Source organism: Pseudoalteromonas aliena, from assembly GCF_038155085.1.
Taxonomy (GTDB): Bacteria; Pseudomonadota; Gammaproteobacteria; order Enterobacterales; family Alteromonadaceae; genus Pseudoalteromonas; species Pseudoalteromonas aliena_A.
This window is the reverse complement of the sequence record NZ_JBAKAU010000020.1, coordinates 1-12,925: the sequence shown is the minus strand read 5'-3', so window position 1 is coordinate 12,925 and position 12,925 is coordinate 1. Positions and strand designations below refer to the sequence as shown.

Annotated in this window: 11 protein-coding genes and 1 pseudogene; 4 read left to right on the top strand and 8 right to left on the bottom strand. The window is 38.2% G+C overall.

From position 1 onward, the window contains the following. The first annotated feature begins 104 nt into the window (after positions 1-104). The 3 genes from V6260_RS15695 to V6260_RS15685 are packed head-to-tail and all read left to right on the top strand — an operon-like array spanning position 105 to position 4,792. The gene (locus V6260_RS15695; RefSeq protein ID WP_341595046.1) at positions 105-671 is read left to right on the top strand and encodes an RNA polymerase sigma factor; all 567 of its coding nucleotides are present in this window, start codon (positions 105-107) and stop codon (positions 669-671) included. Further along, positions 668-1,747 carry a FecR family protein gene (locus V6260_RS15690; protein WP_341595045.1) on the top strand — a complete coding sequence of 360 codons (1,080 nt, stop codon included), beginning with the start codon at positions 668-670 and terminating at the stop codon, positions 1,745-1,747. The genes V6260_RS15695 and V6260_RS15690 overlap by 4 nt, the downstream gene beginning before the upstream one ends. 9 nt (positions 1,748-1,756) lie before the next feature. Then, positions 1,757-4,792, top strand: a complete 3,036-nt coding sequence (locus tag V6260_RS15685) for a TonB-dependent receptor (RefSeq protein ID WP_341595044.1) — start codon at positions 1,757-1,759, stop codon at positions 4,790-4,792. A 19-nt stretch (positions 4,793-4,811) separates the two neighbouring features. Here the strand turns inward: V6260_RS15685 and V6260_RS15680 are convergent, their stop codons facing one another. The 7 genes from V6260_RS15680 to V6260_RS15650 form a co-directional block, all read right to left on the bottom strand. Further along, complete coding sequence (locus V6260_RS15680) at positions 4,812-5,039, bottom strand: biopolymer transporter ExbD (protein ID WP_341595078.1); 228 nt, start codon at positions 5,037-5,039, stop codon at positions 4,812-4,814. A 207-nt stretch (positions 5,040-5,246) separates the two neighbouring features. Further along, on the bottom strand, positions 5,247-5,690 hold the full coding sequence (locus V6260_RS15675) for a ferritin-like domain-containing protein (protein WP_211000495.1): 444 nt from the start codon (positions 5,688-5,690) through the stop codon (positions 5,247-5,249). Between the two features lie 178 nt (positions 5,691-5,868). Continuing rightward, the gene (locus V6260_RS15670) at positions 5,869-6,807 is read right to left on the bottom strand and encodes a LysR family transcriptional regulator (RefSeq protein ID WP_341595043.1); all 939 of its coding nucleotides are present in this window, start codon (positions 6,805-6,807) and stop codon (positions 5,869-5,871) included. A gap of 19 nt (positions 6,808-6,826) precedes the next feature. Next, positions 6,827-8,545, bottom strand: a complete 1,719-nt coding sequence (aceK, locus tag V6260_RS15665; protein WP_341595042.1) for a bifunctional isocitrate dehydrogenase kinase/phosphatase — start codon at positions 8,543-8,545, stop codon at positions 6,827-6,829. 196 nt (positions 8,546-8,741) lie between these two features. After that, positions 8,742-9,209 (bottom strand): DUF4124 domain-containing protein, encoded by a 468-nt coding sequence (locus V6260_RS15660; RefSeq protein ID WP_211000498.1) that lies wholly within the window; start codon positions 9,207-9,209, stop codon positions 8,742-8,744. Between the two features lie 98 nt (positions 9,210-9,307). Next, complete coding sequence (locus V6260_RS15655) at positions 9,308-10,804, bottom strand: DUF3413 domain-containing protein (protein ID WP_341595041.1); 1,497 nt, start codon at positions 10,802-10,804, stop codon at positions 9,308-9,310. Between the two features lie 5 nt (positions 10,805-10,809). After that, a complete protein-coding gene (locus tag V6260_RS15650) occupies positions 10,810-11,022 on the bottom strand; it encodes a DUF1414 domain-containing protein (protein WP_002961475.1) in 213 nt (70 codons plus the stop codon). 62 nt (positions 11,023-11,084) lie between these two features. Here V6260_RS15650 and yejK point away from each other — a divergent pair, with 62 nt between their 5' ends. Further along, the gene (yejK, locus tag V6260_RS15645) at positions 11,085-12,101 is read left to right on the top strand and encodes a nucleoid-associated protein YejK (RefSeq protein WP_341595040.1); all 1,017 of its coding nucleotides are present in this window, start codon (positions 11,085-11,087) and stop codon (positions 12,099-12,101) included. Between the two features lie 360 nt (positions 12,102-12,461). Here the strand turns inward: yejK and V6260_RS15640 are convergent. Beyond that, positions 12,462-12,925: pseudogene (locus V6260_RS15640) on the bottom strand (ribonuclease E); the annotation flags it as partial.

Below are 12,925 nucleotides of genomic sequence, written 5' to 3'. Positions count from 1 at the left end.
CTTCTTATCCATTTTAATAACCCCAAATTAACATTTGAGCTTGTTTTTATGTCAAAAACTCGTAACCTATCGGTAATAAAAATAACAACAGGTGCTAGTTCAAGATGACGAAAAAAATAACATTTACGTCGACATTTGTTGATATTTCTAGCCAACTCAAACGCTTTGTGTCGCGTATAGTTCAGCCCGATGACGTAGAAGACATTGTGCAAGAAACCTTTGTAAAAAGCTATGAAGCCGATTTAAAGCAAGACATCCAGTTTACCCGCAGTTATATGCTTAAAACAGCAAAGCACTTAGCACTTAATCATATTGCTAAATGGGACAACAAATTTAATGATTCGTTAGAGCACGATAACGAATTACCCGTATTACTCAAATCAATGCAGCTCGAAGATGAATACACATCTAAAGAGCGCTTTTTACTTTTTTGTAGAGCTACAGAGCAATTAAGCTCGTCTATTCGCAAATGCTTTATATTAAAAAAAGTCTACGGTATGAGCCAAAAAGAGATAGCAGAACAAATGCAGCTAAGTCAAAGCACTGTTGAAAAACACATTGCAAAGGGATTATTACAGACCACGCTTTATATGCGCGAGCATGAACACCGTGGTGAAATTCGCCCTAAAGCACAAGCTCATCCTATATCAGTAGGGAGGGTTGTAGAATGAGTAATGTTCATCAATTTAATTCAAAAAATTTAATTTTAGAGAAATCATGCGATTGGATAAGCGCAATTGATCGCGGTTTAACTGATGATGAAAAAGAGCAATTTAAATTATGGATGATGCAAAGTACAGCTCACCAAGATGCTATTTATGAATTAGCCCAATTGTGGGATGAGTTATCTGTATTAAATGAGTTAAGTAATTTATTTCCTCAACATAACAGCACTAAAGAATCTAAAAAGAAGTGGATGTTTTCATACTCAATTGCTGCAAGTTTATTTGCTGCATTAATGGTGTGTAGCCACTTATTAATTAATTTAGAAAGCGGGTATAACCAGGAGCTAGCTAGAATAAATTACACCAAAATATATAAAACTAAGGTTGGTGAGCAGGCCACTTATGTACTGCCCGATGGCACCATAGTGCAGCTTAACACCAATAGTTTACTAGAAGTTGCATACAGTAAAGGCCGCAGACAGTTGTTGCTAAGCAGAGGGGAGGGGCGTTTTAATGTAGCTAAAGATGCAACACGTCCGTTTAGTGTTATGGCAGGTGATAAAAGTTTTACGGCACTTGGCACGGTGTTTAATGTGCAGCGCAACACGTCATCAGATTTAGAGCTTGTGGTGACCGAGGGCAAAGTTATGATTACTGACCCTAGCGTAGCAGTTGATGCTAACGACTTTAAAGATTATCAGCAAGCAGATAATAGCAATCATAAAGTACGTCAAATTAACGCCAATATTGTTATCTCTGGCGAAAAAGCAATTATAGAGCAAAGTGTTACAAAGCCTATTACTCAGCTTTCGATGGGTGATGTTCAACGTGATTTAGCTTGGCAAAATGGCATGCTTATTTTTAATGGTGAACAACTAAGTGATGCACTAAATGAAGTAAGTAGATACACATCGACTCGATTTGAGTTGTCGTCTGATGAGTTGGCAAGTATCAAAGTAGCCGGTGTTTTTAAAGCGGGTGATGTTGAAGGATTATTAGAAAGCTTACAAACTAATTTTTCGATTGAACATGAGCGTTTAGGTGAGCATGTAGTAACGCTAAAACACCACAAAGAATCATAAGTAGACGTTATGCACATCAAATTAATGTTAGCTAAAGTTGCACCTATAAATACATTAAGTAAAAAAAACATTAAAAAAAAGAAAGTATTTAATAGAGGATTTCCGTTTGTCAGCTGTTTGTATAAGTTGCGCAGTAACCAAACGCATTTATTGGGTGGTTTGAGTGTGCTTGCTCCAGCTTTATTTAGCTTAAGTGTGCAAGCTGCAACTCAAACTACTGGGCAAATGGTGCAATTTGATATAAAAGCGCAGCGAGCAGATAAAGCCTTAATTGAATATGCTAAACAAACAGAGCAAACAGTGGTGTTTTCTTATGAGTTGGCGAAGCAATATAATGCAAATTCAGTTTATGGATTTTACACTCAGTTAGATGCACTCGAAGCATTACTAGGTGGGACTGAGCTCGATGCGGTTGTTGATCAAAATGGTTTACTGAGTATAAAACTCAAACAAATCAACAGGAATGATAACAACATGATGAAGCTTTCAGTGGTCAGTGCAGCAGTATTACCAGCTTTACTTGCAACAAACTCACAAGGTGTAAATGCAGCAGAAGAAGTTGCTCAAGAAAAAATCGAAAAAATTGCTATTGTTGGTAGCCGCGTAGCGGGCCGTTCAGTAGAGGATTTACCTGTTCCAGTAGATATTTTAAGTGCCGAAGCACTTGAAAACACAGGCCAAACAGAAGTTGGCCGTATGCTTCAATCTATTGCACCTTCATTTAACTTTTCAAGTTCGTCAATTAGTGACGGTACCGATGCATTAAGACCTGCAACATTACGTGGTTTAGGTCCAGATCAAACACTCGTATTGATCAACGGTAAACGTCGCCATCAAGCAAGTATCATTCATATTAATACATCGGTAGGCCGTGGTACTGCGGGTACCGATATGAACGCTATTCCAGCATCGGCTATTAAACGTATTGAAGTACTTCGTGATGGAGCTGCAGCACAATATGGCTCTGATGCTATTGCGGGTGTTATTAATATTGTACTTAAAGATGCGAGCGAAGGTGGCAAAGCGGCCATCAATTACGGCGAGTATTCAGAAGGTGATGGCGAAACAATTAACATTGATTTCAACAAGGGCTTTGCATTAGGCGATGATGGTTATTTAAACACCACAATTAATTATCGTGACCGCTCGCCTACAAACCGTGCAGGTTTACATGGCTCATGTCAGTTTTACGGCTGTACTGAGTTAAGTGATGGCACTTTACTCGCCGGTGATCCGCGCGAACTAACAGTTGATAGAGACACGTTTAGAATAGGTGATGCAGACTCTCAGCAATTTGGCTTAACCGTTAATACGGGTTATGAGTTAGGTGATGGCGAGCTTTATGGCTTTATTACGTACTCAGCGCGTGATAATGAATCCGCAGCATTTTTCCGTCATAATGCAAATGCGGGCGGTAACCCTGTACTACAAGACAATGATGCGACTATTCCATTAGGCTTTTTGCCAAAAATTAATACAACGATTGATGATGTGTCATACAACTTTGGTTATAAAACTGAATTTGATAACGATGCTAGCTTAGATTTATCGTACACATACGGTGAAAATAGCATTGACTACACAACAAGCGACACAATTAACGCCTCTTACGCTAACTTTTTACGTTACGATCAAGGCTTAAGCGCTGCAGATATCCGATCAACTATTCCTCGTGAAGCGTATGCTTATGGCATGGAATTATCACTGCAAACAATCAATATTGATTTCACTCAAAACTTTGATGACTACTCACTTGCTATGGGTGCTGAAATTCGTACTGATGAGTATCGAATTTTAGAAGGCAGTGAATATGCATATCGGGATTACGATACATTAAATGGAGTTAGTATTTATAATGGTTTGAATGGCGGTGTGGGCTCTGAAGATGCATCTGGCGGTACACAAGGTTTTGGCGGTTCATCTCCTGCATCGTCAGTTGATGAGTCGCGCGATGTGATTTCGTTTTACCTAGATGCAGAAACTTACATAATCGAAGATGTTATTTTATCGGGTGCACTTCGCTACGATAACTACAAAGGCTTTGGTGACACTGTAAACTTTAAACTTGCAGGTAATTGGGCTGTTACTGACGATATTTCATTACGTGGTGCATTAAGCTCTGGTTTTAGAGCGCCTTCAATGCAGCAATTATACTTTAATAATATCAGTACACAGTTTGTAGTTGCAGAAGATGGTTCTTTAGTTGCTGAGGAAGTTGGTACATTTAGAAATGACTCTACACTTGCACAAAGTTTAGGTATTCCAAAACTAAAAGAAGAAAAATCGCAAAACCGCAGTTTAGGTATTGTTTACAACGTAACAGACAACATTAATGTAACTGTTGATTACTACTCAATTGATATTGACGACCGTATTGTAATTAGTAACCGTTTAGGCAAAGGGCTTTCTTCAAGCTTAGATGCTGCACTACTTAGCTCAGGCGCAGGCGCTGGCCAATTTTTCTTAAATGGTGCAGATACTGAGACTTCGGGTATCGATTTTGTTGCAACATGGAACACCGAAGGTTTTGGTGGCACGCTTGATTTTACCCTAGCGGCTAACTTTACTGAGACGGATGTTGTATCGTTATTTACGCCATCAGGCTCAGGTCTCGAAACCGTGCCAGTAGAAGATGTATTCTCTGATCAAGAAATTTCGATTATTGAAGAATGGCAACCAGAAGACCGTATTAATTTAAGTGCACTTTATCAGCGCGATGATTGGACAGTAAACTTATCACTTAACCGTTTTGGCGAGTACACAGTGGAAGATGGTGGTCGCCAAACTTACGGCGCAGAAATATTAACTGATGTTAAAGTTAATTACTTTGTTACTGAAGATTTATCGGTAAATATTGGTGCAAACAATTTGTTTGACGTATACCCAGATAAAAACGAAATTGGTAACTCTCGCTCAGGGACTATTGTAGATGCAAACGGTAATACAATTGTCAGCAGCTCAGGTGTATTTGAATACTCACGTCGCTCAGCGCCATTTGGTTTTAATGGTGCGTACTACTATGTAGGCGCAGAATACCGCTTTTAATTAATAACACTCCCTTTCGTTATTTAACTCTAAGGGCCGTAAGGCCCTTTTTTTGGTTTACCATCAATGTATAACTACGTTTTTTGTATACTAAGCTAATAGTGTAATCTTCATACTCTTTAATATTATCCATTACTCTCATTAATGTATTATGTTTACTGTTTTCGTGAGCCTTAATAAGTACAGCACTTACTTTGTATTTAGCCGAAAACATCGCAAGATTATTGGTTACTTGTTCTAAGTTTATTAGGGCGTGTTGAACTTTGCGGATTGAAATTTGTTCAATCTAGGGGAAGTTTAATCAAGACGCGAGATTAGAGTGTAATGGGCTAATAGTTGCTTCTACATGATCACAATAAGTAGAAACTGAGCAAGGGTTCGTGTTCTGCTCACGCCATTACTTGCCAATAAAAAACCCAGCTAAAAAGCTGGGTTGTAGTTTATGCTATTGCTTTTAGTGTTTTTGCATGCGGCTCATTTCAGCATGACAGCTTTGCATCGTTAATAAGGTTTTAGCAAGAGCTGCTTCACAGTCAGCAGGTTGCGGCTTATCCATTGCAGTTTTAATTTCGTCAAGCGTCTTATCCTCAACTTCTTCAAGCTCTTTTACGTATGTACTATCGTTATGCGAGCTAAAAGTTGTTAGCAGTGATGTATAAGCACGTCTTGCTTCAACGGCAAAAGATGAGCCGTCTTCTCGTTCACCTTTTTCGTTAATTGCATAAGGTTGTAAGCGTTCTACACTCACTTTTCGGGCATCTATCATACGTTGAAAAAGTGCACCAATAGCAGGGTCCTCTACTTTCTCTTGTGCTTTTTGATAAAAATCGATGCCGCTGTTCATAACTTGGATGATGTCAGTAATATGATTTACTTCTGTTCCTTGATGGGTGTTCATAATGACCTCTTTTATTAAATGAATGTATCGTTCAATTTAATAAAAGCAAAGCACGTTCCAATGTTTTTTATTTTATTTAACTGCTTGATTAGTAATGGTTTAAATGGGTGTTATGGATTGCTAGGCTTAGGTGAGTAGATCAAACCTAGCAATTTTTACATTATGTCGTGTAATAAGGTTATTTAAGCTCTTCAGCTACTTCGGCTACTTTTTGACGTAGCCAAATATGGCTAGCATCACGATGTAAAAGCGGGCTCCAAATCATATCCAGCTCAAACGGTGGGATAGGAAACGGTGGCTCTAATATTTTAAGGCCCGGATCATCTAAATAAATATTAGCGGCTTTTGAGGGTAAGGTTGCAATTAAGTTTTTCTCTTTCGCTAGGTGAATAGCTACATGGTAATTACGCGTAAAGGTGGCAATATTGCGATGTTTTCCAAAGTGAGCGAGCGCTTCGTCAACCCAACCTAGTTTTTGAACATCTTTAGGGTCCATACCCACACCTACACCAAAACCTGTTTTACTTACCCATATATGGCGAGCTTTTAAATAGCTGTCGAGACTGAAATTTTTAATAATTGGGTTATCTGCTTTTACCAAGCAACAAAAGCTGTCTTTCCATATACGTTTATGGTGAAAAGATTGCGGTAAATTTTCAAAGCGATTAATAGCCATATCTACTTTACCATTTTCAACATCATGAAACGTTACATCACTGGGTGTAAGTATATCTAAGGTTGTATCGGGGGCTTCTTCATGTAATTTACTTAAAAGCTTTGGTGCTAAGGTACTGGCTGCGTAGTCGCTTGCCATTATTCTAAACACACGTTTACTTTGGCTTGCTTCAAACTCGCGATTAGGCGCAAGGGTTTCTTCGAGGGTCATTAGTATGCCACGAATAACCGGTTGAAGCTCAATAGCGCGCTCAGTAGGTACCATACCATCGCTAGTACGCACTAAAATGGGGTCGTTAAATAAGTTACGAAGACGTTTAAGCCCATTACTCATTGCAGGTTGCGTTATACTTAGCTGATTGGCAGCACGCGTTACGTTGCATTCTCGTAGTAATGTGTCGAGGTAAACCAGTAAATTTAAATCTATTTTACTTATATTCATTGTGTGTGTCCTTTAGCGCTTACCAGTGGTGAATAAAGCGCTGTGCTGTCGGGTAGGGATAAATATGACTTACCTGCCCATTTTTTATATTTTGTTGCGCTTGCTTCCAATAACTAACATCTATTAGTTCTGGGTGAGTACTGAGTAAAAACTTTTTATACATAGGGTTTGGCATTACAAATGTACAAAGTTGCTCTGGAAATACATCTTGTGGAGCAACAGAATAACTTTGCTCATCGGTTAAGTAATCGTCGTAGCTTTTGGCCTTTGGTAGGGCTCTAAAGTTCATATCTGTTAAGTACTGAACTTCATCGTAATCATAAAATATAATGCGTTTATGCTTACTAACGCCAAAGTTTTTTAAAAGCATATCACCTGGAAAAATATTTACGGCAATCATTTCTTTTAACGCTTGGCCGTATTCTTCTATTGCGTCAGCCGCGCTTTCTTCGCTGGCACTTTCTAAAAACAAATTAAGCGGTTTCATGCGTCTTTCTATATAAAGATGCTTGATGATCAACCAATCGCCTTCGATGATCATAGATGAGCCTATTGTTTTGTGTAACTGCTCAAGTAAATTACTATCAAAACGCGCTAAAGGAAATACGACGTTAGAATACTCTATTGTGTCGGCCATTCTGCCTACGCGATCGTGACTTTTTACGAGTTGATAACGCTTTAGAACAGTATCACGGCCAAAAGGTTTGCTCTCGCCAAATTTATCTTTTATTACTTTAAACACATAACCAAAGGAGGGGAGAGTAAATACCATCATCACCATGCCAGGTGTGCCGGGGGCAATAGTAAACTCGTCATTTGAGTGTAACAAGTGGCTTAAAAACTCACGATAAAACTCTGTTTTGCCTTGTTTGTGAAAGCCTATTGCGTTGTAGAGTTCGGCCAATGTTTTATTAGGCATTAACTGATTTAAAAAGCGCACCAACGCAGAAGGCGCATGTGTTTCTACCATAAAATAAGCACGAGCAAAGCCAAAAATAACTCGCATTTGAGATGATTTAGTTAAGAGCGCATCTAAATAGAGCCCATTATCTTCATTATGTAATACGGCAATAATAAAAGGCTGAACACCACTTTGTGACACCACACGGCCAACTATATAAGCTGCTTTATTACGATAAAAAGGGGTGTGTAATATATCGAAACGCATCTGCCAAGGTTGATGGTGAGTATCAGGTGCTTGTTTATAAAATGCTTTTACGAGCAGGCGAATATCACGCTCTAAATTGACAAAGGGAGCTTTAAAATCAAAGTGATTAATAATGTGTTTTATTGTCGGTTTTAAACCCTCAACAACTGGGAAGTAAGTTCTATACTCGGCTTCTACAGGCACGGATGGCGCATCTTTTAATGAGGCCTCAACAAAGATAAAATCATTATGAAAATAGCGCCTATGGTACAGTCTGCAAAATACAGAGTTATAAAAAGTTTCGGCTAATTCAGCTTGAGGATGAAAGCATAAATATTGCTGGTATGCTTTTTTTACATCTAGCCAAAGTGTTTCATCGAGTTGCTCGGTTGGATTTTGTTGTTTTAATATGAGTGTAGTTTCGTTAACACGATCATCATAATAACTTATGCGTAAACGGCTAATATCATTAATTGCTTGCCAATCTTGTTGAGCAAAAGCCATCGGTGCTTTAGCTGTTATTTTTTGAAATAGCTGATAGTGCTTTTTAAAGCCTGTTAAAATTAGCTCTGCAATCTGGCATGGTTGCATATCAACTCCTTAATACATCTTAGAGCTTATGCTCTATTGTGTTAAGGGTATGTTATTTTTAGTTTAAAACCAAGATAAATTCTAAGTAACCTGGGTGCTGCTAAATGACCTTCCAGCAATTTACTCTTTTTATTTTCAATTCAATATTACGAATAGCTGCTGATGTAGTGAAATAACCAAAACAGTTGAGGTATATTTATTGGTATCGAGCTATTTTCTTTTCGAGTTTTTTAATATGTTTTGTAATCGCTGCAACGTCTTTTTTGTAATTTTGATTAATTACTTTTAGTTTTTTGGTTATATCTTTAGTAATCCGTTTTTTATCATCTTCAGCTAATATATGATTTAGCCGCTCTTGCTGTTTGTATTCAGCTCGCTGCTTTTCTCTATCGAGTATTGCCAGTTTATGGTTATTACTTCTAAGTTCTGACTCTAAGCCAGATAGCAGCCTTTCGCGTTCAAGATCATTTAACTGCTTAGTATAATCAATCTTAGGGCCTGAATATTGGTTACCAGTAGTACTTACTTTATAGGTAGTGGCTTTATCATCACAGGGGAATTGAGAAAACGTAGTTCCATGTTCGGTTACGCATTTATAATAGGTTGTATTGCCTAGGGTGCAAAAGCTAGTAAATAGTAAAGAGCAGTATATCAATCGAAGCATTGCGTCTATCCCTGTGAGTTTTACACGTTAATTAAACAATATAAAACTATAACCTAGCTTACTGTTATAGCAAGCTAGGTAAGAGCGGTTGCTTTAAGTTATTGAGTAAACGCTTTGAGCTTTTTAATACTTTGCACTAAAAATGGGATGTCTAAACCTTGCTCAATAGAAAAGCCTTCTGCGGCTGATATATTTTTAAAATTACCGTCAGAATCTATCAAAGTAATTCTGTCTTTTTTATACGCAATTACGACACCTTGTGAATAGTTAACGCCCATATCGTCTTTTTTCTTGTATAGGTTTACACCAAGCATTGTTTGTTTAGCGATTGCTTTACAATTTAAGTATTGGCCAACACTTGTTGCAATTAAATCACTGGGTTGAATAAGCCCGTCAACCTTAGAAATACGCTTATCTGAGCTGTATAAAGTTGACGTGGTAACTACTTCTGCTTTATCACGAGCTAGGCTAAAGGCAAAAACATGTGTGTTATCATCTTTTATAGCAACCTTATCGTTACTTTTAATAATACGTATCGCACTTGAGCTATGAGCTTGGTCATTAACAAAGCTTAATTCTTTGACGCCATCTATCTGAATGCTTCGGCGTTGGCTTTGCCACGCAGGTAATGTTTGCTCATTCAATATTGCTGCTTTATAAAAGGCGGGTAAGCCATACACTAAGCTAAATAAAGTGTCGTCGTGATTGGTTGGTTGTAAAAATTGTTCTGTTTTGTGCAAATTTTTGTTGTTAGCAACAAATGCAGCTAATCCTTCATTGTTATCAAATACAAAAATATCAACATTGGCCTGCGTGTAATCTGCGCACTTTTCGAGTGGGGCAGGTAATTGATAACTAATGTTTTGGTTATTTATTTTAACATTATGTGCTTGTTTATAGCTTTCTATATCGAGTAAGTCATTCTTAGCGAGTAAGCTTTTAGCCGTTGTTGGGTAAGAAAGCGGTAACACATTATCTTGCTTTGTTACGTCAAACTTTAAGTTTGCATCAGCCCAAATATGAATGCTGTGGCTAAGTGCAAAGCATATAACTAAAAACGAAATAGCGTAACGTGCAAATTTATATTGTTTTAAACGGCCAAGATGATTCCACGTAAAGTTACTTGCGACTAACTGAAAGCCTAAAATCAGTAACATAATCCCACCTGCCAAAATTGTTGTTAAAGCAGGAGAGCTAGTTAAGCGATGCCACAGTAGATAAATAATTTCAGGTAAGGCTGATGTATTTAGGTGATAACCTAAATTAACATATACGTAAGCATCAAGAGTAAGCAATGATGCGCCTAAAGTGGCTATAACAGCGGCCATACCACGAATGTGTCGTGGGTAGGGGAATATTAGACTAAGCGGAAATACCGTCAGCACAAACGCTAAAAAGGCAATAAAGCTAGTATGGCTTAACCATGTTACTAGCATATAAGTAATACCGATAAAGCTTGATGGAGGCGAGTCTGCAAATAAATAGCTTAAGCTAATTAATAGCGCTAAGCCAATGTTGGCAAAGGTAAACCAATGCCCCCAACTTAATAACTGACTAGCCTTTGATGAAAATTGATTGTGCTGCGATAAATTCATAGACTTTATTTAACCGACTGCGCGAGTGCTTTTGCAAAGTTCTCGGTTACGGCTTGTCTTTTCCCTGTTGGTACATGCTCTTTTAGGATATGCGTGATAGAATTTCCTAAACACATAAGACTTAAATCAACCGGCGCATTGTGTTTAGTTAGCACATCAATAAGCTGATCGACGATTTGTTCTACTTCTTCATTAGAGTATTTTGATAAGATTGGCATCAGTTGGTTCAATAAAAGAGTTATATTCCCGTATTTTAACACCAGAGGCGTGAAAAACAAAGATGACAACAGACGTTAAAAAACTAGTCGTTCATTATGTAGACAAAAAAGACGACGATACGCAAATTCACCTTCGAAATGATGAGATGGTTATTAACGATAAAGTAGCCGTTTTTATCGAACAATTACATCATGCATACAATGGTAAGCCAGGTAAAGGTTACTGTGCTTTTAGTGGTGATAAAAACAGTGTTGTAGCATCTGCAATGCAAAGCTACCGTAATGACGAACTAGGTTTTTGGCATATGACCGAGCAAGCGTCTACTGTTTTAAAAGAAGAGCTGGATAAATATGCATTTAGTGAAACAGGTTATTTAGTTTTTTGTCATTACCAGTATGTAGCTACTGACTACATGCTTATTGCGATGATCAATATCAAAGAGCATTACTCAATGACTTCTGAGCTTGATTTAGCCGCATCTCGCCATTTAGATATTTCGCGTATGCAATTAGCTGCGCGAATTGATTTAACAGCATGGGATACACAAGCAGAAGATAATCGCTATATTTCGTTTATTAAAGGCCGTGCAGGGCGCAAAGTAGCAGACTTCTTTTTAGACTTTTTAGGGTGTGAAGAAGGTATTGATCCTAAGCAGCAAAGCCAAGTCATGCTCAGCGCAGTAGAAGATTATTTATCAGAGCAACAGTTTGATAAATCAGAAAAAGACGACTTACGTAAACAAGTGTTTGATTACTGTAACGACTGCGTAACCACGGGGGAAGATGCAAGTGTGAGCGATCTTTCTTCTACGCTTAGCAAAGGCGATGACAGCCCATTTGATAGTTTTTGTAAAGAGCAAAGCTATGACTTGGAAGAAACTTTTCCCGTTGATAAAAAAACAGTAACCAGTATGGTTAAATTTTCAGGCCTTGGCGGGGGGGTGAGTGTAAGTTTTGAGCGTAAACACCTAGGTGAGCGTGTAACTTATAACGAGGCAACTGATACACTGGTAATTAAAGGTATTCCGCCAAACTTAAAAGATCAGTTACAGCGCTTTATGGAAAGTGAAAGCGAGTAAACTCATTTGGTTTAATTAAACCCGATTTAATAGCGTGATATTTATATCACGCTTTTTTTGGCTGTAGGCGCAAAGCTTGCTTGCGCGAAAAGCATCGCTTTTATGTATATATACCAACCTGCATAAATCTTTGATCAATTTAACGAATTAAATTGCACTATAACGCAGTTAGAAATTTTTCATTTAGAATAACTAGATACAAAAACTTTTGCCTAGTTCTAGCGTAATTTTCTTAACGTTAAATAGGCCTCATATATAAGCAGATTGGTATTAGTCTTTTGATCGGTCAGGCTTTTAGACGCTTAAACAAAAAGCCCCGCTATTTATTAAATAGCGGGGCTTTTAAATAAGTGTTAGTTATTAATCAACACTCATTGTTTTAGTCATTGCAGAACTTGCACGACCAGCAGGTTTGATAGAACCCGCACGTAAACCACTGTCTGGTACTAGTTCACGTTTATCGTGAGCCATTGCTACAGATGTATGTTTTACTTCGCTATCTGTTACAGGAGCAGGCTGTGCCATTGGCGCACTTGCAGACCCTTGAGTTACCGCTGTTTTAACATGCGGTGCTTTAGTCACAACAGGAGTTTCAGCTTTTGTTAGAGCTTCAGTTACTACTGGCGCTTCAACTTTAGCTGACTCTTCAGTTACTACTGGTGTTTCAACTTTAGCTGGCTCTTCAGTTACTACTGGTGTTTCAACTTTAGCTGGCTCTTCAGTTACTACTGGCGTTTCAACTTTAGCTGGCTCTTCAGTTACTACTGGCGTTTCAACTTTAGCTGGCTCTTCAGTTACTACTGGCGTTTCAACTTTAGCTGGCT

What these genes read in the sequence shown, in the direction of transcription:
- V6260_RS15695 (WP_341595046.1), top strand. Translation starts at nt 105, where the DNA reads ATGACGAAAAAAATAACATTTACGTCGACATTTGTTGATATTTCTAGC.
- V6260_RS15690 (WP_341595045.1), top strand. Translation starts at nt 668, where the DNA reads ATGAGTAATGTTCATCAATTTAATTCAAAAAATTTAATTTTAGAGAAA.
- V6260_RS15685 (WP_341595044.1), top strand. Translation starts at nt 1,757, where the DNA reads ATGCACATCAAATTAATGTTAGCTAAAGTTGCACCTATAAATACATTA.
- V6260_RS15675 (WP_211000495.1), bottom strand. Translation starts at nt 5,690, where the DNA reads ATGAACACCCATCAAGGAACAGAAGTAAATCATATTACTGACATCATC.
- V6260_RS15670 (WP_341595043.1), bottom strand. Translation starts at nt 6,807, where the DNA reads ATGAATATAAGTAAAATAGATTTAAATTTACTGGTTTACCTCGACACA.
- aceK (WP_341595042.1), bottom strand. Translation starts at nt 8,545, where the DNA reads ATGCAACCATGCCAGATTGCAGAGCTAATTTTAACAGGCTTTAAAAAG.
- V6260_RS15660 (WP_211000498.1), bottom strand. Translation starts at nt 9,209, where the DNA reads ATGCTTCGATTGATATACTGCTCTTTACTATTTACTAGCTTTTGCACC.
- V6260_RS15655 (WP_341595041.1), bottom strand. Translation starts at nt 10,804, where the DNA reads ATGAATTTATCGCAGCACAATCAATTTTCATCAAAGGCTAGTCAGTTA.
- V6260_RS15650 (WP_002961475.1), bottom strand. Translation starts at nt 11,022, where the DNA reads ATGCCAATCTTATCAAAATACTCTAATGAAGAAGTAGAACAAATCGTC.
- yejK (WP_341595040.1), top strand. Translation starts at nt 11,085, where the DNA reads ATGACAACAGACGTTAAAAAACTAGTCGTTCATTATGTAGACAAAAAA.